Here is a 24,400-nt window from a genome sequence, read left to right on the forward strand (position 1 = left end):
GGATCGACCGATTCTAGGCCCCCGTTACCGAGGGCTACGCGATTTCGCCGCCCGGGCGGTCGGTGGCCGGGTGTTGGGAACTGCGAGGCGCGCGTTCGGACAGGGCGTCGATGAACGCCGGGGCCATCGCGTAAGTGCCCAACCAGCCCCGGCGCGTGCCGGTGAGCACGCGCAGCATCTGCCCTCGCCCGCCGGGCAGGCGCGACATGGGATGGAAGACGCGGTCGCGCATCGCCGCCAGGCGGTCTCGTTCGGACTGGAACAGCGGCGTGAGCCAGCGGCTCCAGAAGTGGTAGATGCCCAGGTGATCGCGACGGCGGCGCTCGTAGGCGGCGAAGGCGTCGGGCAGCGCCGCATGCGTGCGCAGGGCGTCGCGCAGCGCCAACGCGTCGGCCAGCGCCATGTTCACGCCCTGCCCCAGCTGCGGGCTCATCGCGTGGGCGGCATCGCCCATCAGCGCCGCGCGGCCGCGGTGCCAGCGGCGCTGCACGGTATCGCGATAGCGCGCCTGCGCGAGTCCGCCCGGCACGGCGGTGTCGCGCAACAAGGCCGCCGCCTCGGGCCAGACCTCGGCGACATCACGCCGCCACGCGGCCTCGTCTTCGCCCGCTGCCGGCAGGTCGGCCGTCGGCAGACTCCAGAAGAAGCTCAGCCGCGGCGTGGGATCACCCGGCCGGGTGCCGACCGGCAGCATGCCCGCCATCCGCCGCGCACCGACGTAGCGCTGGCGCAGTTCGTCGACGAAGCCCCAGTCGCGCTGCGCAACCAGGCACCACTGCGCGCCCCACGGGTACGGTCGATCCAATGCCGGCGCGGCCACCGAACTGCGCAGCGCCGACGCCGCGCCGTCGGCCACGATCACCAGGTCGAACGCGCCGTGTTCCTCGCCGTGCTCGTCGCGCAGGAGACCGCACTCGGCATCCATCTCGACGATCCGTCGGCCACAGTGCACGGAGCGGCCATCCCGCCAGGCCTCGTCGAGCAGGCCGAACAGCGCGCCGCGCTGCATGCCCAGACCGAACAGGCACGGATCGAGTTCGCGATAACGCATGTCCATGACGGCGCGGCCGGCGACGGTCTCGCCGAACAGACGGCCCACGCGGGCGCCGTGCGCGAGTGCGGCGTCGAGCAGCCCCAGCTCCCACAACACCGCCAAGCCCGTCGGCTGGAGCAGGAAGCCGGCGCCCACGGGGCCGAGCTGCGGTGCGCGCTCGAAGACCTCGACGCGATGGCCGTCGGCGGTCAGCAGCAGCGCGGACGCCTGCCCCGCGGTGCCATAGCCGACGATGCCGATGCGAAGCGGTCTGGATGCAGACACGGCGACTCCGGTCGAAAGGACGCTGCTCGGATCAGCGGCGCATAAAAAAGGCCCCGCGACGCGGGGCCTTTGAATCGCCGCAGTGCGGGATCCCCTTCGGGATCACGCCACCACGTTGATGTTGGACGCCTGGGCGCCCTTCGGGCCCTGCGTAAGCTCGTAGCTCACGCGCTGGCCTTCCTGCAGGCTGCGAAAGCCCTTGGCGTTGATTGCGGAGAAGTGCGCGAACACATCTGCGCTGCCATCTTCGGGAGAAATGAACCCAAAGCCCTTGGCGTCGTTGAACCACTTCACGGTGCCGTACTGCATGTCCTTGTCAACCTCATGCTGGATGCGAGTCGCGCACCGACGCGGATGCGATCCGGGGCGCGGGTCGAGTATGCAAACTGAACGCCGCCTTGACAATCATCTTTTGACACGTGTCCCGAGCAGGGCCGACAGGAGGCGTGGCAGGCCCGACGAGGCGGCTGCGACATTGTCTAAGACATCCTGGAGGGTGATGACCTCGTCCGGGTCGGGTCCGGCGCCAGCCGCCCAGTTCGCGACGATGGCCAGGCAGGCGTAGTCCAGGCCCAGTTCGCGGGCCAGTCCGGCCTCGGGCATGCCGGTCATGCCGACCAGATCGCAGCCGTCGCGGCGCATGCGGGCGATCTCCGCGCGAGTCTCCAGACGCGGCCCTTGGGTCGCCCCGTAGCAACCGTCGGCGACCAGGTCGACGCCGGCCGTGGCCGCCGCCGCAACCACCGCCTCGCGGAGCGAACGCGTGTACGGCTCGCCGAAGTCGACATGCAGCACTTCAGTGCCGGGCTCCTCGCAGATCGTGGAGACACGGCCCCAGGTGTAGTCGATCAGCTGGTCCGGGCAGGCCAGCACACGCGGGCCGAACCGCTCGGTGATGCCGCCCACCGTATTGAGCGCAAGCACCTGCGTCGCGCCCAGCGCCTGCAGCGCGGCCAGGTTGGCGCGGTAGTTGATCTTGTGCGGCGGCAGCGAATGGCCTTCGCCATGGCGGGCCAGGAACGCCACACGATGCCCGTCGAGGGTGCCGACGCGGATCGGCCCGGACGGCGCGCCGAAGCGCGTGTCGGGCTGGTGCGTCTCCACGTCCTGCAGGTCGGTCAGCTTGTACAGGCCGGTGCCGCCGATGACGGCCAGGGCGATGTCGCTCATCGGTTCAATCCTTCAGTGCGTAGATCGCCGGCAGGTTGCGGCCCTGCTCGTGGTAGTCCATGCCGTAGCCGAACACGTAGCGGTCCGGCACTTCCACGCCGACGTAATCGGCGCACACGCCTTCCACGCAGCGGTCGTGCTTCTTCACGGCCAGCGCGGCGATGCGCACGTCGCGCGCGCCCTGCTCCAGGCACCAGTCGCGGATCGCCGCGAGCGTGTGGCCCTCGTCCAGGATGTCGTCGGCCAGCAGCACGCGGCGACCTTTGAGCTTCGTGGCCGGCCGGTGCTTCCACACCAGTTCGCCGCCGGAGGTCGCACCGCGGTAGCGCGTGGCGTGCAGGTAATCGAACTCCAGGTCCTGCCCCAGCGCGCCCAGCTCCATCGCCAGCTGCGCGGCGAACGGCAGGCCGCCGTGCATGATCGTGAGGTACACCGGCACGTCGTCGTTGCGGTAGTCGGTCTTCATCTCGGAAGCCATCCGCGCGATCGCCCGCTCCAGCGTGGCGCGATCAAAGATGACATCGGAGTTGGCCAGCGCCGCGGCCAGGTCGTGCGTGTTCGAAACGGTTTCCATCAGGCCAGTCCTTCCTGCCGGTTGCGAGCGGCGTCGTAGCGCGCGTCGGCCAGCAATCCATCCCATCCCATGGCGCCGCGGCCGATCAGGCCGGCCAGCGCCATCGTGTTGAGCTTGCGGTCCTGCACGGCCGCCAGCGATTCCTCGACGAGCTGCGGATGGCAGACCAGCACCGCATCGCAGCCGGCGTCATAGTGCGCGTCGATGCGCGCTTTCACGCCGCCTGCGGAGAACGCCGCCTTCATGCCGATGTCGTCGCTGAAGACCACGCCCCGGAAGCCCATCTCGCCGCGCAGGATCTCTTCGATCCAGCGCCTGGAATAACCCGCCGGCTCGTCCGAGACGGCCGGGTACTTCACGTGCGCCATCATCACCGCGTCGGCCTTGGCCTCGATGCCGGCGACGAAGGGGACGAGGTCGGTCGCGCGCAGCTCCTCCAGCGAACGCGGATCGACCGCGTCGTCGAAATGCGTGTCGGCCTTGACCGATCCGTGCCCCGGGAAATGCTTGAGCGTGGCGGCCATGCCCGCGCCGTGCATGCCGCGCACGTAGGCACGGGTGAAGGCGGCCACGACGGCCGGATCCTCCGAGAACGCGCGGTTGCCGATGGCGAGATTGCCGCGGCCCAGGTCCACCACCGGCGCGAAGCTCAGGTCCACGCCGCTGGCGAGCACTTCCTTGGCCATCAGCCAGGCGTGTTCTTCGGCGAGCTTGAGTGCGGCCTCGGCATCGGCGGCGTAACGACGGCCAAAACCCTCCAGCGGCGGCAGCGCGCTGTAGCCGTCGCGGAAGCGCTGCACACGACCGCCCTCCTGGTCGACGCAGATGAGTTGCGGGCGCGGCGCGGCCGCGCGGATCGCCTGGGACAGCTCCGCCACCTGCGCCTTCGACGCGAAGTTGCGGCTGAACAGGATCACGCCGGCGCAGGCGTCATGCTGCAGCCAGTCGCGCTCCTGCGCGGAAAGTTCGGTGCCGGCGACGCCGATCACGAGCATGCGGAAAACTCCGAAAAAAGGGGCCGCACGTTGGGTGCGGCCCCGCATTGTGGCGCAGATGCCCGCGACGGGCATCCGACCGCGTCGCGGTAGCGTGAAGCCGCGCTCAGACCGCGCAGCCGTCGGGGCCGCAGGTCCCACCTGATACCGCCTGGCCTTCGGCCGGCTTCGCTTCCAGGCCGAGCCGCTCGAACACCTGCGCGAACACCGCCGGCGTCTGCGCGCCCTGCACGGCCAGGCGTCCGTCGAAGACGAACGTCGGCACGGCCTGGATGCCCAGCGCCTGCGCCTGACCGAGCTGCGCGCGCACCTCGGCGATGCCTTCGTCGGAGTCGAGCATCGCGCGAATGCGCGCCTCGTCCAGCCCGCCCTGGGCACCCGCGTCGATGAGCGTGCGGATGTCGGCCAGGTTGCGCCCTTCAGCGAAGTGCGCGCGGAACAGCGCTTCGCCGACCTTGTCCGCATCGCCTTCGCGACCGGCCAGCCAGATCAGCCGATGCGCCTTGAGCGTGCTCACGCGCACCTGGCCGCGATCGAAATCGAACGGCAGTCCTTCCGCGCGGCCGGTGGCCTGCGTCTGCGACAGGATCTGCTCGGTGCGCTGCGCACCGCCGAACTTCCGCTCGTAGGCCTGGCGCAACGGCACCGGGGTTTCGTCGGATTCCGGATCGAGCTGGTAGGCATGCCAGTGGATCTCGGCGTTCTGCCCGACCTCGCCAAGCTGCCGCAGCGCTTCACCCAATCGATGCTTGCCGATCCAGCACCAGGGACAGACCACGTCGGACCATATGTCGATGCGCAAAGGTGTCGTTTCCATGGGCGAAAGATGGGGGCCCGGGCCGGTTATGCAACCGTGCCGGCGCGCTCGTCCGCGTTCCACTGCGAGTACGGGCGGGTCGCCAGCGCGAGGTTGTAGTAACGCGAGGCGTCGGTGACTTCCGCGCCGATCCACGACGGCCGCGCGAAGGCTTCGTCGGCGCTGGCCAACTCGATCTCCGCGACGACGAGCCCGGCGTTGTCGCCGAGGAATTCGTCGACCTCCCACAGGTGGCCTTCGTGCTCGACGTAATGACGGCGCTTGTCGACCAGTCCGCCGACACACAGCTCGAGCAGCGCGCGGGCGTCGGCGACGGGGACGGCGTAGTCGAACTCCTGCCGCGTGTGGCCGAGCTCGCGCGACTTGAGGTTGAGGAAGGCTTCGTCGCCCGCGATGCGCACGCGCACAGAGGCTTTCATCGCGCCGGAGTCCATCGCCTTCTGGTCGTTGATGTAGCCCTGCGCCATCGGCACGACCTTGTGCGCCGCCGCGCGCCAGCCGTCGCCGGTGACCAGGAATTTGCGTTCGATTTCGAGGGCCATGGGGAACTCGTGATTCGTGATTCGTGATGAAGCCTATCGCTTGTTGGCGTCATTCCCGCGAAGGCGGGAATCCAACTGTCCGGCGCGATCCCGGCTCCCGGAAGCGGTGAGGCCAGCAAGCGTGGATTCCCGCCTTCGCGGGAATGACGGCTTACTTGGGTGACGGCCTACTTGCATGACGAATTGTTTGCGTGACTTGCCTGCGTGACCGCTCGCCCGCCCCGCCTCAGCGCTCGAACAACGCAATCGACTCCACATGCGCCGTATGCGGGAACATGTCCATCACACCCGCGGCCTTCAGCTTCCAACCGCGCTCCTTCACCAGGAATCCCGCGTCGCGCGCGAGCGACGCCGGGTGGCAGCTCACGTAGACGATGCGGTCGAATTGTTTCAGCGGCAGCTGCGCGAGCACGACGTCGGCGCCCGAACGCGGCGGATCGAGCAGCAGCTTGTCGAAGGGCTGCTTCATCCAGTATTCGCCGCTGAGGTCCTTGGCTAGGTCGGCCGCATGGAATTCGGCATTGGCGATGCCGTTGTGCTCGGCGTTCTCGCGCGCGCGGCGCACGAGTCCGGCCTCGCCTTCCACGCCCACCACCTCGCGCAACTGGCGCGCCAGCGGCAGGGTGAAGTTGCCCAGGCCCGCGAACAGGTCGAGCACACGGTCTTCCGGCTTCGGGTCGAGCAGATCGATCGCCAGCTGGATCATCTTGCCGTTGAGGCCGGCGTTGACCTGGATGAAATCCAGCGGACGGAACAGGTATTCCAGGTTCCACTGCGGCAGCGAGAACGCCAACTTCGGCGACTCCGGCCACAGCGCGTGCACGCTGTCCACGCCGCCGGGTTGCAGGAAGATCGCGAAGCCGTGCTGCTTGCCGAACGCGACCAGTGCATCGCGATCGCTGTCAACCAGCGGAACCAGGTGGCGGATCGTCAGGGCGATGCCGCTGAAATCCTCCTGCGCATCGCCGGCGATGAACTCGATCTGCGGGATCTCGCGCCGCGCCTGCAGGCTGTCGACCAGCGCGGACAGGTCCGGCAGCTTGGAGGCGATCTGCGGGATCACCGTATGGCATTCGCGGATGTCGGCGACGAAGCGCGGATCGGTCTCGCGGAAACCGACCAGCGTCTTGTCCTTCTTCTCCACGCGGCGCACCGAGAACCGGCCCTTGCGGCGGTAACCCCACTGCGCGTCGGTGAGCGGCGACAGCACGCGCTCGGGCGCGATGTGGCCGATGCGCTCGAAGTTCTCCATCAGCACGCGCTGCTTGGCGAGGATCTGCTTTTCCTCGTCGAAGTGCTGCAAGGCACAGCCGCTGCACACGCCGAAGTGGGCGCAACGCGGCGTCACGCGCTCGGGCGCGGCGTCGAGCACTTCCACGGTCTTGGCTTCGTCGAAGCTGCGGTGGCGGCCGGTCTGCGAGGCCATGACGCGCTCGCCCGGCAATGCGCCGGCAACGAACACCGCCTTGCCGTCCGGACGGCGGGCTACGCCGCGGCCGTCATGGGTGAGATCGGTGATCTGGATTTCGAAGGGGGTCTGGTCGATGCGGGCCACAGCGGCTGGCAGGTACTGCTGAACTGGGCCGCGTATTGTCGCAGATCCGGCCCGCCGTCCGGCCCTGCCTTGCTTTGCCCCTCTCCCGCGAGACGGGAGAGGGGCCGGGCTGGCTTACTTCTGGCGCCAGCCGCCGCCGGCGTCCTGCACCCACCAGCCCGAACGGGCACTGTCGGCCCACTGGCGCGTGAACACCGCGCGGATCTGCTGCTCCCATTCGGGATGGTTGTTGGCCACCGCGATCTCGCGATACACGGCCTTGGCGTCGCGGTTCTGGTCGGACACGGCCTGGTTCACGGCAACGCGCTGCGGCAGCGGGATCTTGGACGCATCGCGCACGTCGACGGTGCCGTCGTTGGCGAACCCCAACGCACCGCTGTCGAAATGCGCATGCAGCTGGCTGTCGAAACGCGAGGCCATGCGCGACTGGATCGCCTGGATCGCCGGCGTCTTGATCGTGATGTCCGGCTGGTCCTGCGCGTACGCGCTGCCGATGCCGACCAGCGCATACCAGTCGATGCGCGAAGCCAGCGCGCGCTGCGGCGCGGGCAATGCGGCGCTCTGCCCGCCCGGCTTGTCCTGCGACTTGGGCGCCGGCTGCGCGTCGTCGCCGATGACCTTCTCGACGAACTCGCGGGCCGCTTCCTTGGCCTCCGCGGCCGGGAAGTACACATTGATCGTGACGCAGGCAGTAAGCGCCACGGCCGCGACCGGAACGCCCATCCAACGACTTCCCATCCAACGACGCATATCGATTCTCCTCGGAACGCGCTTCGGCCGAAGCCGACGATTGCTGTCTATGACTTAACGATGATGCTTACTCGAAGACCGGCTTCACATCGCCCGTGCTGGCCGCCTTCAGGCGCTCCATCAGAGTGGGCCAGTCCACCCGGCGGTTGTAACCCACCACGCTCAGGCGCGGCAGTCCCGAACCTTCCACGATAGTGAATCCGTTGCCGGCTGAACCCAGGCCGCTCATGTCGCAGACCTGGTCGCTGAGATAGCACGACAGGCCGATGCGGCGATACCCGAAATCGTCGAACAGGCCGATCAACTGCGCCTGCAGCGTGCTCACGAACGAGGCATCGGAGACGCTGGAAAGATCCTGCACGGCGCGCTGGCTGATGCGCTGCCGCACGCCGTCGCGACGCGCGGCCGCCGCGTCGCTGGCGATCACCGCCTGGAACGCGACGGGCTGCCAATCCACCAGGCGCAGGTGGTCGAAGCGGCCGTCCAGCTTCCCGGTGATGGTGCCGAAGCCGAGCACGCCGGTCAGCGATTCCAGGTCGATGTCCTCGAAGGCGATGTCCGACGACAGCGTCGGCGCGACCCCGAACGGCCGTTCCATTGCCAGCGACGACACCTGCACGGTGCCGCCGAAAAGTTCTACCGACAGCCCGCCTTCGAAATCCAGTCGATCGTCCGCGTAAAGCGCTTCGGGGATGTGGCCGGTCAGCTCGCCGGTGAACGCGGGCCAGCCCAGTGCCTGCGACAGTTGCGCGATGTCGAGCCGGTCCAGCTCCAGTCCGAAGCGGACCTGCAGCCCCTGCCCCGCTGCGGGAGGACGGATGTGCAGCGGGTCGACCGTGACGGTGCCGCCGAGCATCGGCAGGTGCGTGGGCTCGCGCAATCGCAGCTCGCCGGCGCCGCTGGCGAACGGCAGGCGCGCCGCGCCGAATGCCAGTCCGTGCAGGCGACCGCCGCTCCAACGCAGTTCGCTTTGCAGTTCCTGCGTGGTGGAGAAGCGCACGTCGCCTTCGAGCCCGGCGAAATCGAAACGCCCTTGCGGATCGTCGATGGCGACCATGTACGGCACGAAATGCGCCTCGTGCACGGTACCCCCGTCGATGCGCAGGCGCACGTCGGCCGCACCGCGAAGTTGCAACTCGGCCAGGCCGGCCTGCCCCAGGAATCCGGTGAGGTAGCCGTCGCGCAGCGGGGCGAGGTCGTCACTGCGCGCACGCAGGTCCAGCGCGCGCAGCGTCGCGTCCGGGGCGAGCGCGGCGCTGCCTTCGGCATGGAGGATGCCGGGGTCGTCCCAGCGCAGGTCCGGCATGCGCCAGCCTTCGTTGCCGCGCTGCTCGGCGCGCATCTCGATGGCGATTCGACGCTTCTGCAGAGCCAGGTAAGTCGTGCCGAACAGAAGGTCGCCGCCGTGCAGGGCGCCGTCCAGGGCGACGGTCGTGACGGCGCCGAAGCTCGTGTCCAGGCGCACCTGGGCCGCGACGTTCTCGCCGGCGATCGTGCCGTCGGGCGTGTCGAAGGCCACACCGTCCAGGCGCAGCGGCCCGCTGACCCGCAGCGGCGCGTTGGCCGGCGCGCGCACGTCCAGCTGACCGCCCAGCGTACCGGCGCTGAAACGACCGGCCGCCCATCCCTTCGCCACCAGCGCCTGTGCCCAGGCCACCGGCACCTGTGTCAGGTCGATCCGGGTGAGATCGGGCGTACGGGCCTGCCGGTTGAGCGCAATGGACCCTCGGCCCTGGGACAGACGCGCGTCGGTTCGGACCTCGTCCAGGTCGATGGCCAGCGTCATCGCCGACCCGCGGCCGCCGCGCACGGGGCCTTCACACCGCCAGCGGTTTCCTGAGTGAGAGAGTGGGCATTGCCAGGTGACATCGCCGAAGCGGTAACCCAGGTCGGGCGCGTCGATGCGCGCCGCGTGCATGCGCAAGATGCCCTGTGCCGCGGTGTCGGGCCAGTGGAGTTGCACGCGCACGCCTTCCAGCGTGGCCACGGCGGTTCGCACCTTGGCGATGCGCGCCTGCGCCGTCGCGGCCGACGCGACGCCGCACGCCACCCAAGGTGCGATGGTCAGGCAGGCCAGCAGCAGGCGTAAGATCGACCGTGACATCCGATCAGCATACCGACAGGACGCGAATTGCCGATGATGCCCCAACAACTCCCTCGCATCCTGCTGGTCGAGGACGACCCGACCAGTCGCAGCTTCCTGACCGCCGCGCTGCGCGCGACGCCGGTGGATGTCGACGCTGCCGACAGTCTGGCCGCGGCGCTGGCGATGGCGTCATCGCAAACGTATTCGGCATGGATGATCGATGCGCGACTGCCCGACGGCAGCGGTGCCGACCTGCTCGCGCGGTTGCGCGAACGCGATCCGCATACGCCGGCCATCGCCCACACCGCTGCGCACGAGTCGACCATTCTCGACGCGCTCGTCTCGGCGGGTTTCGCCGAAGCGCTGGTCAAGCCGATGCCGGCTGCGACCGTGCAGGCCGCGCTGCGGCGCGTGCTCGGGCTCACGCCGAACCTGGCGCCGGCGATCGCGACGGCGTACATCGACGGCGACCTGCCGCTGTGGGATGACGATGCCGCTGCGCTGGCGCTCAACGGCAATCGCGTGCACGTGGAAACGCTGCGCGAATTGTTCGTGCAGGAACTGTCCAAGTCCGTCTACGCGATCACCACTGCCGCCGAGCGCGGCGACCTGGATTCGGTCCGCAGCGACCTGCACCGGCTGCGCGCCAGTTGCGGTTTCGTCGGTGCGCAGCGTCTTGCGGCCGCAGTGCAGGCGCTACAGCAGGACCCCGCCTCGTCGGTGCTGCTGGACACGCTGGAACGCGTGGCGCAGGAAACGCTGGCGCAGGCCAAATCCGCCGCTGCGCCGGCAACGGATCAATCGCCCGCGCCAGCCTGATCCCCAGGCGGCCGCGTCACGCGGTTCAACTCGGCAAGCATCTCCCACGACTTGAGCCCACGCGGGCCCAGGTAATGCGTCAGCACCTCGCGCATCGCGCGTCGCAGGCCGGGAAGGTCGTCGGCTTCGGGCACGGTGTCATCGGCCAGCGCGAGCAGACCGCGGCCGGTTGCGGCCTGGCTGCGATCGCCGTGGCCGCGATCGCTCAGCACGCGACGCGGTCCGTATTCGGGATCCAGCCGATAGCGCGCGGCCGTGTCGATCGGCGTGCCGTCGCCGTCGTGGTGCCAGTCGAAACCGAAGCCGAGTGCGTCGAGCAGGTCGCGTTCGTAGCGACGCAGCGTCCACGCCAGCGGCTCGCCCGCGCCCAGGCGAGCCCGTGCCAACGCATACGCCGCATAGAGTTCCGGGGCGGGATCCTGGCGAGGCGCCAGCCGTAGCGTGAGTTCGTTGAGATAGAAGCCAGACAGCATGGCCTCGCCCGCCAGGCGCGGGGCGACGTCGAGCGCCTCGGCGGTATTCAATCGCGCCAGTTCCCCCACCTGCACGGCGTCGAAGCGGATCCATTGCAGCGGCTGCAATGCCGCACGCAGCGCCTGCCGTTTCGGCCCCTGCACACCGCGTGCGACCAGCCCGAGCCGACCGTACTGCTCGCTCAGCACTTCCACCAATGCACTGGTTTCACGCCAAGGGCGCGCATGCAGGACGAAGGCGGCTTCGGCGGTGAGGCGCATGGGTTGGGCGGGGTTCGGCGTTGTGGGGGAACGTTATTCCCGCGAAGGCGGGAACCCATGGTGCTGATGTAATTCCGACCTGCGTTGGCGGTGATGCCCGCAAGCCTGGATCCCCGCCTTCGCGGGGATGACGGCTGGAATGCAAACCGTGGCGCCTTTGCCGCTCACGAATCACGAATCACGAATCCCGACTCACAAGTCAATCGTGATACCCGAACGCCCGCAACGCCGCCTCGTCGTCCGACCAACCCTCGCGCACGCGCACCCAGGTTTCCAGGAACACCTTGCTGCCGAACAGGCGCTCCATCTGCTGACGCGCCTTGGCGCCGATCTCGCGCAGGCGTTCGCCGCCCTTGCCGATCACGATGGCCTTCTGGCCGTCGCGCTCGACCCAGATCACCGCGCCGATGCGCAGCAGGTTGCCGTCGACCTCGAACTTTTCGATCTCCACCGTCGTCGCATACGGCAGTTCCTCGCCGAGCTGACGCATCAACTGTTCGCGCACCATCTCGCCAGCGAGGAACCGCTGGCTCTTGTCGGTGATCTCGTCCTCGCCGTACAGCGCGGGCTGTTCGGGCAAGTGGGCCAGGACGGTCTTCACCAGCGCGTCCAGGCCGCTGCGCTTGAGCGCAGAGATCGGATGCACGCCCGCGAAGTCGCGGCCTTCGCTGATCTTCGCCAGGTAAGGCAGCAGCGTGCCCTTGTCCTTGATCCGGTCGACCTGGTTGACGACCAGCACGACCGGCACACCGGCCTTCTTGAGCGCGTCGTAGGCCAGCGCGTCGTCGTCGTCCCACTGACCGGCGCGCACGACCAGCACGGCGGCGTCGACGCCTTCCACGGCACCGCGCGCGGCGCGGTTCATCCAGCGGTTCATCGCCCGCTTCTGTTCGCGATGAATGCCGGGGGTGTCGACCAGCAGCAACTGGCCTTCCGGGAAGGTGGCGATGCCCAGCAACTGGTGCCGGGTCGTCTGCGGACGGTTGGAGGTGATGCTGACCTTCGCGCCGACCAGGGCGTTCACGAGGGTGGATTTGCCGACGTTGGGACGGCCGATGACGGCCACGTGGCCGGCGCGATAAGCGGGGGTATTCATACGGGAATTGTAAGCGCGTGGGTGTCAGGGACGCGGGTTCGGCGCATCCGGTTCATGCCGGCAGGGACATCGGGCGGTTCTGGACGGCCCGATGGCGGCAGTTCGGCCTCCCGGCCGGGTCGAGTCCGGCCGGAGATGGCGAGCGATCGAGTGCCGTGCCGCGCTTGCAGTGGCGCCCAGGGGCCGCCGGCTCGGCCATCCTGTGGACGGCCGGACATGCATACCTGCGGATTTGGGTTTGCCACGCCGGTCTCGCCCCAGATGCGGACGGCCCTTGCACCGCGCAGCGTCGAGCGCTCAGCGCTCCTGCAGATGCTCGAGCACGGCCTCGGCCGCGGCCTGCTCGGCGGCGCGACGCGAACTGCCGACGCCCTCGGCCACCAGCGAAGGCTGGCTGAGTGTGCAGCTCACCTGGAAACTCTTGGCGTGATCCTCGCCGGATTCGGCCAGCAGGGCATACACCGGCAGCGGCTTCTGCCGGGCCTGCAGCCATTCCTGCAGGCGGGTCTTGGCATCCTTGCCGACCTTGTGCGGCGGCGGCAGTGCGGCGATGGCGTCCTGGAACCACGGCATCACCGCAGCGCGGCAGGTGTCGAAGTCCGAATCCAGGTAGATCGCGGCGATCACCGCTTCCAGCGCGTCGGCCAGGATGGAGTCGCGCCGATGGCCGCCGGACTTCATTTCGCCCGGACCGAGCGTGAGGCGGGCGCCCAGCTCCAGCGTGCGCGCGATCGGCGCCAGTGCCGATTCGCGCACCAGTTCCGCCCGGGCGCGGGTCAGCGCGCCCTCGTCGGCCTTGGGCCAGTGCACGTACAGCGCTTCGGCGACGATCAGGTTTACCAGTGCGTCGCCGAGGAATTCCAGGCGCTCGTTATGCGGAGCGCCTGCACTTCGGTGGGTCAGGGCCTGCTGCAGCAGTTCCGGACGGGTGAAGCGATGGCCGATGCGATCAATCATCCGAACCGCGCGCGAGCTGCTGCTCGGCGTTGAAGTGACCCACGATGTCGAAGTTGCCGATCAACTGGCGACGGACTTCGTAGTCCACGGTCATCAGGTAGCCCGAATCACGGCGCGCCAGCTTGACGTCGGCGGGCTTCACGTTGTCGGCGTAGCTCACGTACAGGCGGCGGAAGAAGGCGTCCTTGATACGGCCCGGGTCCTGCTGGCTGATGCCCGATTCCTGGGACATCTGCTTCAGGGCCTGCTTCACGGCGAAGTACTCCGAGTACATCGGAATGACCTTCATGCCCATGTAGATGAACACGCCCACCACACCCAGCACGATGACGAACCCGATCAGGGTCATGCCGCTCTGCGTACGCTTCATTTCACCAATCCCCCATGAGGTTGCATTGCCACGGTGCCGGCGCATTCCCCTCGCCGGCACACGCAGTATTACTGGATCTTGTTGCCGATGCGCGAGGTGTCCACGCCACCGTCGATGTTCATCCAGATCAGGAACGCCTTGCCGCGCAGATTCTGCTCCGGCAGGAAGCCCCAGTATCGGCTGTCCTCGCTGTTGTCGCGGTTGTCGCCCATCACGAAATAGTGACCCGGCGGCACGATCCAGTCGCCTTCGCCCTGGTCGATGAACGGCAGGTTGGTGCGCTCCAGGATGTGATGCTGGCGGCCGAGCAGGTCTTCCTGCAGTTCCTCGGCGCCGGTCATTTCCGTGCCGTTGCCCTTGCCCTGGTAGACGCCGACGGTCGCGTACGAAAGCGCCTTGCCGTTCACGCTGACCTGGTTGTCGTGATAGCCGATGCGGTCGCCCGGCAGGCCGACGACGCGCTTGATCCAGTCCTGGTCCGGATGGTGCGGCGGACGGAAGACGACGACATCGCCACGCTGCGGCTCGCCGAGGGCGACGAACTTGCTGTTGGTGATCGGCAGACGCAGGCCGTAGGTGAACTTGTTGACCAGGATGAAGTCCCCGGTCAGCAGCGTCGGCATCATCGAGTTGGACGGGATGCGGAACGGCTCGGCCACGAAGCTTCGCAGGATCAGCACCACCGCCAGGACCGGGAAGAACGCCTTGGAGTAGTCGACGACGATCGGCTCCTTGCCGTCGTCGAGCAGACCTTGTCGCGCCTCGCGACGTCTGGCCAGGAAGAGCTTGTCGAGCAGCCAGACCAGGCCGGTGAACAGCGTCAGGACGACCAGGGCGATTTCAAACCAGCGCATGCAGGCTCCTCGGGAGAGCGGTGTACGGGAAGACGGAGGGGTGGACCGGAGCCGGACAGCGGGGTGTTCCCCGGCACCCTGCCACCGGCAGGATAACGGCGGGCGTGCCGTCCGTCATGGGTGAAGCTCTCCCGATACCCGCGGGAACTTCCTCCCGCGCCGTAGGGAAACGCCGCGCCATCCCCTTTACTTGCTGTCCACCTGCAGGACGGCCAGGAAGGCCTCCTGCGGGATCTCGACGCGGCCGACCTGCTTCATCCGCTTCTTGCCCTCTTTCTGCTTCTCGAGGAGCTTCTTCTTGCGGGAGATGTCGCCGCCGTAGCACTTGGCCAGCACGTTCTTGCGCATCGCCTTGACCGTGCTGCGGGCGATGATCTGCGAGCCGATGGCCGCCTGGATCGCCACGTCGAACATCTGGCGCGGGATGAGTTCCTTCATCTTCTCGCACAGGTCGCGACCACGACGATCGGCGTGGCTGCGGTGCGTGATGATGGACAGCGCGTCGACCTTGTCGCCGTTGATGAGCGTGTCCACGCGCACGAACGGACCGGCGGAGAAGCGCAGGAAGTGGTAGTCCAGCGAGGCGTAGCCGCGACTGACCGACTTGAGCTTGTCGAAGAAGTCCAGGACGACTTCGGCCATCGGCAGCTCATAGCTGATCTGCACCTGCCCGCCCATGTATTGGATGCCGATCTGCACGCCGCGCTTTTCTTCGCACAGCGTGATCACGTTGCCCACGTAGTCCGGCGGCGTGAGGATGTTGGCACGGATGATCGGTTCGCGGATTTCCTCGACCATGTTCACCGGCGGCAGCTTGGCCGGGTTGTCCATCGGCACGATGGTGCCGTCGGTCTTGAGGACTTCGTAGATCACCGTCGGCGCGGTGCTGATGAGGTTGAGGTTGTACTCGCGCTCCAGGCGCTCCTGCACGATTTCCATGTGCAGCATGCCCAGGAAGCCGCAGCGGAAACCGAAGCCCATCGCTTCGGAGCTTTCCGGCTCGAAGCGCAGCGCCGCGTCGTTGAGGCGCAGCTTGTCCAATGCTTCGCGCAGGTCCGGGTAGTCTTCGGCATCCACCGGGAACAGGCCGGCGAACACGCGCGGCTGCATTTCCTGGAAACCCGGCAGCGGCTTGGCGGCGGGGTCGCCGGCGAGGGTCAGCGTGTCGCCGACCGGTGCGCCGTGCACGTCCTTGATGGACGCGTGGATCCAGCCCACCTCGCCCGCGCCGAGCTTGGGCAGGTCCTTGCGCTTGGGCGTGAACACGCCGACCTTGTCGACCTGGTGCGTGCGGCCGGTGGACATCACCAGCAGCTTGTCGCCGGGCTTGATCTCGCCCTGCATCACGCGCACCAGCGACACCACGCCGAGGTAGTTGTCGAACCAGGAGTCGATGATCAGCGCCTGCAGCTTGTCGGTGTCGCGCGGCTTCGGCGGCGGGATGCGATGCACGATCGCCTCCAGCACGTCCACCACGTTCAGGCCGGTCTTGGCGCTGATGGCGACCGCGTCCTCGGCGTCGATGCCGATGACGGCTTCGATCTCGGCCTTGGCGCGTTCGATGTCGGCCGTGGGCAGGTCGATCTTGTTGAGCACCGGCACCACTTCCAGGCCCTGCTCCACCGCCGTGTAGCAGTTGGCGACGGACTGCGCTTCAACGCCCTGCGCGGCGTCGACGACCAGCAGCGCGCCTTCGCACGCGGCCAGCGAACGGCTGACTTCGTAGCTGAAGTCGACGTGGCCGGGCGTGTCGATGAAGTTCAGGAAGTAGGTCTGCCCATCCTTCGCCTTGTACGGCAGCGAAACGGACTGCGCCTTGATGGTGATGCCACGCTCGCGCTCGATCGGGTTGGAATCGAGCACCTGCGCTTCCATCTCGCGGGCCTCGAGGCCGCCACAGAGCTGGATGATGCGGTCGGCGAGGGTCGACTTGCCGTGGTCGACGTGGGCGATGATGGAGAAGTTTCTGATCTGCTGCATGCGAGGCCGCGCGGGGCTAGCCGTTCCTTGAAATCAACGCGCGATTATCGCACAGGCCCCGCGACTGCCGGCCCCGCGCGCCTTTGGAGCGGCGCGGAACCGGCCGGGACGCGGCCGTCAGCCGGTCTGGGCGTCCTGCGCGGTGACGGCGATGAACTGGGTCGAGCCCTGACGGCGCACCAGCAGCATGACGGTGTCGCCGCTCTTGACCGAGGCCAGCTCGCGGTCCAGGGCCGAGGCGCTGCCCACGGACGTGCGACCGACCTGCAGCACCACGTCGCCCGGTCGCAGGCCAGCTTCGGCGCCGGAGTCGCCCGGATTGCGGATCAGCACGCCCTCGCCCGTGCGCAGGCCCATCCGCTGGCGGTCGTTGGCCGAGAGATCCTGGCCGATCACGCCCAGCGCATTGCCGTTGGACGGACGCGACGGCGCGCTGTCGGAGGCGGGGCGCGGAGCCGAGCCGCCGGCCAGATCGTCCAGTTCATTGACCGTGACGGTCTTCTCCACCGAACGGCCGTCGCGGAACACGGTGACCTTGGTCTTCGTGCCCGGGGCCATCGAACCGATGATCGGCGGCAGGTCGGCGGAGTCGTTGATGGTGCGACCGTCGACCGAGCGGATCACGTCGCCGCGCTCGATGCCGGCCTTCTCGGCCGGGCTGCCGGGCAGCACTTCGGCGATCAGCGCGCCATTGCCGTCCGGCAGGCCTGCACTCTTGGCCAACTCCGCCGTCAGCTGCTGCACCTGCACGCCCAACTGGCCGCGGCTGACCTTGCCGGTCGAGCGCAGCTGTTCGGCCGCGCTCATCGCCACGTCGATCGGGATGGCGAAACTCACGCCCATGTAGCCGCCGGAATTGCTGAAGATCTGCGAATTGATGCCGACCACTTCGCCGCTCGTGTTGAGCAGCGGACCGCCCGAGTTGCCCTGGTTGATGGCGACGTCGGTCTGGATGAAAGGCACGTAACGCTGGTTCGCATACGGATTGCTGCGGCCGACCGCGCTGACGATGCCGGCGGTGACCGAGTGATCCAGACCGAACGGCGAACCGATCGCGATCACCCATTGACCGGCCTTGGCCGAGTTGGCCGGCGCCATGCGCAGGAACGGCAGGCCCTTGCCGTCGATCTTGAGAAGGGCGACATCGGACTGCTCATCGCTGCCGACGACCTTGGCAGTGAACTCGCGACGGTCGGACAGCGTGACGGTCACGTTGTCGGCGCCTTCGACCACGTGGTGGTTGGTCATCACGTAACCGTCGGCGGACATCAGGAAGCCGCTGCCCAGCGACGTGCCGCCGCCACCGCGCGGACCGCGCGGGCCACCCGGACCGCCGGGGCCGCCCGGGAACGGCATGTCGTCGCCGAAGAAGCGACGGAAGATTTCAGGAATCTGTTCTTCGTCGGGCATCTGCGAGCGCGCATTGCGACGCGGCGTCACTTCGGCGCGGATGTTGACCACGGCCGGCCCGACGCGCTGCACCAGGTTGGTGAAGTCAGGCAGACCCGACACCAGCGTCGGCGCCGGCGTCGAAGCGGGCGGCGATGCAATCGGATTGGCGGGCGGCTGAGCAGTGCACGCGACCGGCAGGGCCGCGGCGATCGCAGTCACCAGGAACATGCTGCGCAAAGGAGTGAGTTGCATCCGGTTCATCGGCATGGGCCTTGGAGAAATCGTTGGGTGAGTGTGGGCTTTGACGCCGTTGCGGGGGCGCGAAATCGAAGGGGAAGCGGGGCCGATCCGATCGCGCTGCGACGCGGACCCGCGGGTATCAGTTGCGCGGCTCGCGGTCGGCCGGCGCCTCGTTGCCGGACGGCGCGGCCGCCTGCGGCTCGAAGGGATAGAACGACGGCGACACCGGGCTGCTCGTCCCGAAACTGGCCGTCATCGCGCCATTGCCGGAGTACTGCGGTAGCACCGCGCGCGGCCAGGGTCGCGAAGCAGGCTCCATGTGCTCGGGCTGGAACGGCTTCGGCGTGGCCGGCGCGGTAACTTCGGCGACTGCGGATTGCGGAAGCGCGGCCGTCGCAACGGCTGCGGGCAGTTGGCTCTGGCGGTTGCCGCGCAGCGCGGCGCGCTGGGTCTGTCCGCGCGAGGCGCGACGCTCGGTGGCGCGGCGTGGGACTTCGGCGACGGCCACGGCGGCGGCGCTCAAGCCCAGCGAACGATCGGGGCCCGGCGCGTCGGGAACCTGCGGCGTCACGGGTGCGGTCACCGGTGTGGTCGCCACGGCCGTGGCCGGCACCACCGGCGCCGAGGCGCTCGCGACGCGCGCTGAGGGAGCAGAGGCATCGTCGGAGAACGGCCGCGTCACGAACAGCGCGGCCACGGCGACCGAGGCCGCCAACGCGCCGCCGATCCAGCCGCGACGTCCAGCGGCAGCACGGTGGTGCACGACCACCGTCTGCGTCGCCGTTTCCTGCTGGATGGCCAGTGCCACGCGTTCGGCGAAGCCGCTCGCGGCCACGCCCTGGGCCTGACCCCGCAGGGTGTCGCCATACAACTGCCAGCGCCCGACGGACTGGCGCCACTGCACGTCGTGACCGAGCCGCTTCAGCGCGAAGCGCGCTTCGTCGACGCGCAGTTCACCGTCGAACAGTGCACAAAGGGTTTCGCGGTCGTCGGGGGTTCGGGGTTCGGTAATCATCGCTTGGCAGCTTCCGCGGGGTCGTGGTCGAGCAGAGGCCGCAGTTCGACATCGATCGCCTCTCGCGCGCGGAAAATGCGCGAACGGACGGTGCCGATGGGGCAGCCCATCTTCTGCGCGATCTCCTCGTAGCTCAGGCCGTCCACCTCGCGCAGGGTGATTGCGGCCCTCAATTCCTCAGGCAGTGCTTCGACCACACGCATGACCGTGCGTTCAATTTCCTGCCGCAGAAGTTCATGTTCCGGTGTGTCGGTATCCCGCAGTCGCGTGCCGGTGTCGAACAGCTCCGCTTCGCCGGCATCGACGTCGTCCGTCGGCGGGCGGCGGTTCTGTGCGACCAGGTGATTCTTGGCAGTGTTCACGGCGATCCGGTGCAACCATGTATAGAACTGCGCGTCCCCACGGAAATTCGGCAGCGCCCGATAGGCGCGGATGAAGGTTTCCTGGGCCACGTCCTGGCATTCGCTCCAGTCGGCGATGTAGCGGCCGATCAGCGCGGTGATCCGGTGCTGGTACTTGCGCACCAACGCATCGAACGCCGTGCTGTCGCCACGCTGCACGCGCGCGACCAGCTCCTGGTCCAACTCAACATCCTTGGGCAACGTCATTTCGGCCATACCGCTGCCGGCGCTCCTGTCAGCTCGGCCATGGCCGAACGAATGGACAGCCCCGTGGAAGGAAAGTTCAACGACGAACGTTCAACGGGGCGAGATTCGAATCAGGATCATTAATGGGGACGGGCCCGGGGGCCGCAAGCGCCGGCCGTCACGGATCCGGGTGGGTCGCCGAACGCGACGGCGATTGACGCCGGCGAAACATCCTCGGGATGATAGCGGTCTCTCCATACCTGAACGGATGGTCCCGCAGATGATCGCTGGCCTCGACGGTCTTCGCTTCCAGCACTGGCAGACGGAGCTTCGCCCCGACGGCGTCCTGCTGCTGTCGTTCGACAAGGCCGGCACGCCGGTCAACACCTTCTCCCAGGACGTCCTGATCGAACTGGACATCCTGATCGAGCGCCTGGCGCTGGACCCGCCCAAGGCGGTGGTGCTCCGTTCGGCCAAGGCATCGGGCTTCATCGCCGGTGCGGACATCAAGGAATTCCAGAGTTTCGACCAGAAGGGCACCGTCGGCGACGCCATTCGCCGCGGCCAGCAGACCTTCCAGCGCCTGGCCGAGCTGCCCTGCCCGACCGTCGCGGCCATCCACGGCTTCTGCATGGGCGGCGGCACCGAGATCTCCCTGGCCTGCCGCTACCGCGTGGCCAGCAACGACCCGTCCACCCGCATCGGCCTGCCGGAAGTGAAGCTGGGCATCTTCCCGGGCTGGGGCGGCAGCGTGCGCCTGCCGCGCCTGATCGGCGCGCCGGCGGCGTTCGACGTGATGCTCACCGGCCGCACGTTGTCGGCCTCGGCCGCGCGCGCGAACGGACTGGTCGACAAGGTCACCGATCCGGCCAGCCTGATCGACGTCGCCGCCGCGCTGGCCCTGAAGGGCACGCAGCGTCCGTTCAAGCAGCGCTTCCTCGGCTGGGCCACCAATACCCTGCCGGCGCGCAAGCTGCTGGCGCCGATGCTGACCAAGCAGGTCGCACGCAAGGCGCGCAAGGAGCACTACCCCGCGCCGTATGCGCTGATCAACAGCTGGGCCAACACCGGCGGCGGCATCCAGCAGCAGTTGTCGGCCGAACGCAAGGCGGTGGTGAAGCTTGCGTCCACGCCGACCGCGCGCAACCTGATCCGCGTGTTCTTCCTGCAGGAACGCCTGAAGGGACTGGGCGGCAAGGATCACGGCATCCGCCACGTGCATGTCGTCGGCGCCGGCGTGATGGGCGGCGACATCGCCGCATGGTCGGCTACGAAGGGTTTCAACGTCACGCTGCAGGATCGCGAGCAGCGTTTCATCGACGCCGCGCTGACCCGCGCGCAAGCGATGTTCGAGAAGAAGGTGAAGGACGAGGCCAAGCGCGCCGCGGTCTCGGCGCGCCTGAAGGGCGACCTGGCCGGCGACGGCGTGCCGGAAGCGGATCTGGTCATCGAGGCGATCATCGAAAACGCCGAAGCCAAGCGCGAGCTGTACGCCTCGCTCGAGCCGCGCATGAAGTTCGACGCGCTGCTCACCACCAACACCTCGTCGATCCCGCTGACCGAACTGCGCGAACACATCGCACGCCCGGTGCATTTCGCCGGCCTGCATTACTTCAACCCGGTCGCGCTGATGCCGCTGGTGGAGATCATCCACCACGACCGCGTCGCGCCGCAGACCGAGCAGCGCCTGGCCGCGTTCTGCAAGGCCATCGACAAGCTGCCCGTTCCGGTGGCCGGCACGCCGGGCTTCCTGGTCAACCGCGTGCTGTTCCCGTACATGCTTGAAGCCGCGACCGCGTACGCCGATGGCATTCCGGGTGCGGCGATCGACAAGGCCGCGGTGAAGTTCGGCATGCCGATGGGGCCAATCGAACTGATCGACACCGTGGGCCTGGACGTGGCCGCCGGCGTCGGCGCGGAACTGGCGCCGTTCCTCGGCCTGCCGATCCCGGCCGCGCTGGCGAAGCCGCCGGAAGCCGGAAAGCGCGGCAAGAAGGACAACCAGGGCCTGTACAAGTGGGAGAACGGCAAGCCGGTGAAGCCGGCGCTGCCGAAGGACTACCAGTTCCCGTCCGACCTGGAGGATCGCCTGATCCTGCCGTTGATCAACGAAGCGGTGGCGTGCCTGCACGAAGGCGTGGTGGACGACGCCGAACTGCTCGATGCCGGCGTGATCTTCGGCACCGGCTTCGCCCCGTTCCGCGGCGGCCCGATCCAGTACGTCCGCGAAACCGGCGTCTACAACCTGCTCGCGCGGTTGTCGATCCTCGAACAGCGCTATGGCGATCGCTTCAGGCCGCGTCCGGGCTGGGACAGCCCGGCGCTGCGCCCGCAGGCCACGGCAACCGCCGCCGCGGCCTGAGCCAGCCGCTCACCGAGCGACGCGTCATCGCGTCGCCGGTGGTTGTGCGCGGATGCATTCGCCGGGATGCATCCGTGAACTGGTTCGAAGCGGGGCCGCGCTTTCGGACGGCCTTCCCGTAATGCCGGTGGACTCCAAGTTCCATCGCCCGCGCAACGGGAGCGCATGAGCGCGCACAAGCGCCCGCGTGAACACCGGCCGCGTCACCGTCCCGGGATCCGGTGACGCCCGCCATCATTCGGAATCGTCTCATTCCGGCGGCGCATCGCGCCGCCGAGACTGCCTGCCACTAACGCAGGCGAATCGGCCGCCTGCCCGCAGGCGATCCGAACGATGGACGTTATCCGCACCCCACCCGCCCCCACGCGGGATGCCATTCCCATCCTGATGTACCACAACCTCTGCGTGCCGCCGCGGGACATCCAGCGGCAACGCGGGTTGTACGTGACGCCGCAGCGCTTCGCGCGGCAGATGTCGCTGCTGCGCTCGTTCGGCTATCGCGGCGTGTCGATGTCGGAAGCGATGCCGTACCTGCGTGGAGAACAGCACGGCCGCATCGCCGTGATCACCTTCGACGACGGCTATCGCGACAATCTCGACAACGCCCTTCCCGTGCTGCGCGCACTGGGATTCACCGCCACGTGCTACGTCGTCAGCAGCTGGATCGGCGGGCACAACGCGTGGGACTGCGATCGGCTCGGCTTGCGCAAGCCGTTGATGTCGGTGCACGAGCTTCGCCAGTGGCAGCACGCGGGCATGGAGGTGGGTGCGCACACCCGCACGCATCCGCGCCTGGGCGACTGCGATGCGCTGGAGTTGAAGGACCAGATCGGCGGCAGTCGCGCCTTCCTCGAAGACCTCCTGGGCCGCCGCGTAACCCAGTTCTGCTATCCCTACGGCGACCACGACGACGCGGTCGTCGCCGCGACGCGCGAGGCGGGATTCGACGCCGCCGTCACCACGCAGCGCGGTCGTGCACGCAGGGGCGACGACCTCTGGCGCCTGCCGCGCGTGCCGATCACGTTCCGTCATCTGCTGCCGAGCTTCGCCCTGCGCACCCTGACGGGTTACGAGGACCGCAACGGCAGGGACTTCAAGTACGCATGAAGTTCCTGTTCGTCGGCTCCTCCCCCGACCACGGCGGCGCGGAAGTCCACTTCATCGCGCTGGCGCAGGCGTTGCTGGAATCGGGCCATCGCGTCGAGGCCATGGTTCACCCGCACGGCTTCATCGCCGACGAGCTGGAACGTCTGGGAATCCGGCCCCGGCGCATCGCGTTCCGCAACGCGGTCGACCCGCTCGCGCATGCCGCGCTGATCCGCACCATCCGCGCCGTTCGTCCGGATGCACTGGTCGCGAACTTCGGCAAGGACTACTGGCCGCTGATCCTCGCCGGCCGTCTGTTGCGCGTGCCGGTGCTGCTGTTCCGCCATCGCGTCGCGGCGTTGAAACCCGCGTCGGGCTGGTTGCTTCCGCGTCTGGCGCGCGGGTTCTTCGCCGTGTCCGATTTCGCGCGCTCGACATACCTGGGCCAGGGCATCGCGCCTGAGCGGGTGCAGGTCCTGCACAACCCCATCGACCTCAAGCGTTATCGCTTCGCGCCCGACCTGCGACGTGAAGTGCGGGCATCGCTGGGCATCGACGACAACGCCGTCGTGGTCGGCTACTGCGGGCGCATGCTGGAGAGCAAGGGCATCTACACCTTGTTCGAAGCGACTTCCTCGGCGATGGAGGTGGAACCGAGCCTGCATTGCCTGTGGGTCGGCGAATCGCTCGATGGCGACCGCCTGCGCGCGCGCGTCGCCGGAAGTCCGCATGCGTCGCGGCACCATTTCGTCGGGCTCGTCGACGATCCCTCGCCCTACTACAGCGCGTTTTCGCTGCTGGCGTTTCCTTCGATCGCGCCGGAAACGTTCGGTCGCGTCTCGATCGAAGCCCAGGCCTGCGGCATTCCCGTACTGGGCAGCGATGTGGGCGGCGTGCCGGAAACGCTGATCGACGGGAAGACGGGCCTGCTGCTGCCGCCGGACGATGCGGTGGCCTGGCGCGACGCAATCCTGCGCCTGTGCGATGCGAACCGTCGCGCGGCCCTGGGCGAAAAGGCGCGCGAGTTCGTGAAGAGCCGTTTCAGCTATCCGATCATCGCCGAGCAGCTGGTGTCGTTCCTGGACGCACGCGGGACCTGAC

The 24,400-nt window shown here is 68.2% G+C and carries 23 protein-coding genes; 4 read left to right on the plus strand and 19 right to left on the minus strand.

All coding sequences use genetic code 11. The annotated features are described in order from the left end of the window. Positions 1-34 precede the first annotated feature (34 nt). The 10 genes from JI752_RS08665 to JI752_RS08710 all read right to left on the minus strand — a co-directional run bounded on the left by JI752_RS08665 (position 35) and on the right by JI752_RS08710 (position 9,825). Positions 35-1,318, minus strand: a complete 1,284-nt coding sequence (locus JI752_RS08665; RefSeq protein ID WP_216962326.1) for an NAD(P)/FAD-dependent oxidoreductase — start codon at positions 1,316-1,318, stop codon at positions 35-37. Between the two features lie 102 nt (positions 1,319-1,420). Next, entirely contained in the window at positions 1,421-1,627 is a 207-nt protein-coding gene (locus JI752_RS08670) for a cold-shock protein (RefSeq protein ID WP_115842987.1), read from the minus strand. A 96-nt stretch (positions 1,628-1,723) separates the two neighbouring features. Then, positions 1,724-2,488, minus strand: coding sequence for an S-methyl-5'-thioinosine phosphorylase (locus JI752_RS08675; protein ID WP_216962329.1), 765 nt, complete (start codon positions 2,486-2,488; stop codon positions 1,724-1,726). 4 nt (positions 2,489-2,492) lie between these two features. Next, positions 2,493-3,062, minus strand: coding sequence for a hypoxanthine-guanine phosphoribosyltransferase (locus JI752_RS08680; protein WP_216962332.1), 570 nt, complete (start codon positions 3,060-3,062; stop codon positions 2,493-2,495). Then, positions 3,062-4,057, minus strand: coding sequence for a beta-N-acetylhexosaminidase (gene nagZ / locus JI752_RS08685; RefSeq protein ID WP_216962335.1), 996 nt, complete (start codon positions 4,055-4,057; stop codon positions 3,062-3,064). Before nagZ ends, JI752_RS08680 begins: the two co-directional genes overlap by 1 nt. Positions 4,058-4,163: 106 nt before the next feature. Further along, positions 4,164-4,859 (minus strand): DsbA family oxidoreductase, encoded by a 696-nt coding sequence (locus tag JI752_RS08690; protein ID WP_216964188.1) that lies wholly within the window; start codon positions 4,857-4,859, stop codon positions 4,164-4,166. A gap of 41 nt (positions 4,860-4,900) precedes the next feature. After that, complete coding sequence (locus JI752_RS08695) at positions 4,901-5,416, minus strand: CYTH domain-containing protein (RefSeq protein ID WP_216962336.1); 516 nt, start codon at positions 5,414-5,416, stop codon at positions 4,901-4,903. A gap of 226 nt (positions 5,417-5,642) precedes the next feature. Further along, positions 5,643-6,983, minus strand: a complete 1,341-nt coding sequence (gene rlmD, locus JI752_RS08700) for a 23S rRNA (uracil(1939)-C(5))-methyltransferase RlmD (protein ID WP_216964195.1) — start codon at positions 6,981-6,983, stop codon at positions 5,643-5,645. A gap of 102 nt (positions 6,984-7,085) precedes the next feature. Beyond that, the gene (locus JI752_RS08705; RefSeq protein WP_254200510.1) at positions 7,086-7,694 is read right to left on the minus strand and encodes a DUF1318 domain-containing protein; all 609 of its coding nucleotides are present in this window, start codon (positions 7,692-7,694) and stop codon (positions 7,086-7,088) included. A 94-nt stretch (positions 7,695-7,788) separates the two neighbouring features. Beyond that, on the minus strand, positions 7,789-9,825 hold the full coding sequence (locus JI752_RS08710; RefSeq protein WP_216962342.1) for a hypothetical protein: 2,037 nt from the start codon (positions 9,823-9,825) through the stop codon (positions 7,789-7,791). A gap of 36 nt (positions 9,826-9,861) precedes the next feature. Between JI752_RS08710 and JI752_RS08715 the strand changes: the two genes are divergently transcribed. After that, positions 9,862-10,626: a response regulator gene (locus tag JI752_RS08715; protein WP_254200512.1), complete on the plus strand. Its 765-nt coding sequence runs from the start codon at positions 9,862-9,864 to the stop codon at positions 10,624-10,626. Here JI752_RS08715 and recO read toward each other — a convergent pair. The 9 genes from recO to rpoE form a co-directional block, all read right to left on the minus strand. Beyond that, positions 10,605-11,360 (minus strand): DNA repair protein RecO, encoded by a 756-nt coding sequence (gene recO, locus JI752_RS08720; RefSeq protein WP_216962345.1) that lies wholly within the window; start codon positions 11,358-11,360, stop codon positions 10,605-10,607. The genes JI752_RS08715 and recO overlap by 22 nt on opposite strands. Positions 11,361-11,559: 199 nt before the next feature. After that, positions 11,560-12,456 (minus strand): GTPase Era, encoded by an 897-nt coding sequence (gene era, locus JI752_RS08725; protein WP_216962348.1) that lies wholly within the window; start codon positions 12,454-12,456, stop codon positions 11,560-11,562. A 297-nt stretch (positions 12,457-12,753) separates the two neighbouring features. After that, complete coding sequence (gene rnc / locus JI752_RS08730; RefSeq protein WP_216962351.1) at positions 12,754-13,413, minus strand: ribonuclease III; 660 nt, start codon at positions 13,411-13,413, stop codon at positions 12,754-12,756. Then, on the minus strand, positions 13,406-13,783 hold the full coding sequence (locus tag JI752_RS08735) for a DUF4845 domain-containing protein (RefSeq protein WP_216962354.1): 378 nt from the start codon (positions 13,781-13,783) through the stop codon (positions 13,406-13,408). The genes rnc and JI752_RS08735 overlap by 8 nt, the downstream gene beginning before the upstream one ends. A 68-nt stretch (positions 13,784-13,851) precedes the next feature. Further along, positions 13,852-14,637, minus strand: coding sequence for a signal peptidase I (gene lepB, locus JI752_RS08740; RefSeq protein ID WP_216962357.1), 786 nt, complete (start codon positions 14,635-14,637; stop codon positions 13,852-13,854). A 186-nt stretch (positions 14,638-14,823) separates the two neighbouring features. Beyond that, positions 14,824-16,617 carry a translation elongation factor 4 gene (gene lepA / locus JI752_RS08745; RefSeq protein ID WP_216962372.1) on the minus strand — a complete coding sequence of 598 codons (1,794 nt, stop codon included), beginning with the start codon at positions 16,615-16,617 and terminating at the stop codon, positions 14,824-14,826. Between the two features lie 117 nt (positions 16,618-16,734). Continuing rightward, complete coding sequence (locus tag JI752_RS08750) at positions 16,735-18,261, minus strand: DegQ family serine endoprotease (RefSeq protein WP_254200514.1); 1,527 nt, start codon at positions 18,259-18,261, stop codon at positions 16,735-16,737. Between the two features lie 127 nt (positions 18,262-18,388). Then, a complete protein-coding gene (locus JI752_RS08755) occupies positions 18,389-19,264 on the minus strand; it encodes a sigma-E factor negative regulatory protein (protein ID WP_216962374.1) in 876 nt (291 codons plus the stop codon). After that, the gene (gene rpoE, locus JI752_RS08760) at positions 19,261-19,881 is read right to left on the minus strand and encodes an RNA polymerase sigma factor RpoE (RefSeq protein ID WP_216962377.1); all 621 of its coding nucleotides are present in this window, start codon (positions 19,879-19,881) and stop codon (positions 19,261-19,263) included. Before rpoE ends, JI752_RS08755 begins: the two co-directional genes overlap by 4 nt. A 250-nt stretch (positions 19,882-20,131) precedes the next feature. On the opposite strand from rpoE, the gene JI752_RS08765 reads away from it, so the two are divergent. From JI752_RS08765 to JI752_RS08775, 3 genes are all read left to right on the plus strand, one after another. Then, complete coding sequence (locus JI752_RS08765) at positions 20,132-22,213, plus strand: 3-hydroxyacyl-CoA dehydrogenase NAD-binding domain-containing protein (protein WP_216962380.1); 2,082 nt, start codon at positions 20,132-20,134, stop codon at positions 22,211-22,213. Between the two features lie 387 nt (positions 22,214-22,600). After that, entirely contained in the window at positions 22,601-23,320 is a 720-nt protein-coding gene (locus tag JI752_RS08770) for a polysaccharide deacetylase family protein (protein ID WP_216962383.1), read from the plus strand. After that, positions 23,317-24,399, plus strand: a complete 1,083-nt coding sequence (locus JI752_RS08775) for a glycosyltransferase (RefSeq protein WP_216962386.1) — start codon at positions 23,317-23,319, stop codon at positions 24,397-24,399. Before JI752_RS08770 ends, JI752_RS08775 begins: the two co-directional genes overlap by 4 nt. Position 24,400: the final 1 nt, after the last annotated feature.

The sequence above is a fragment of the Lysobacter sp. MMG2 genome, assembly GCF_016735495.2.
Taxonomy (GTDB): domain Bacteria; phylum Pseudomonadota; class Gammaproteobacteria; order Xanthomonadales; family Xanthomonadaceae; genus Lysobacter_J.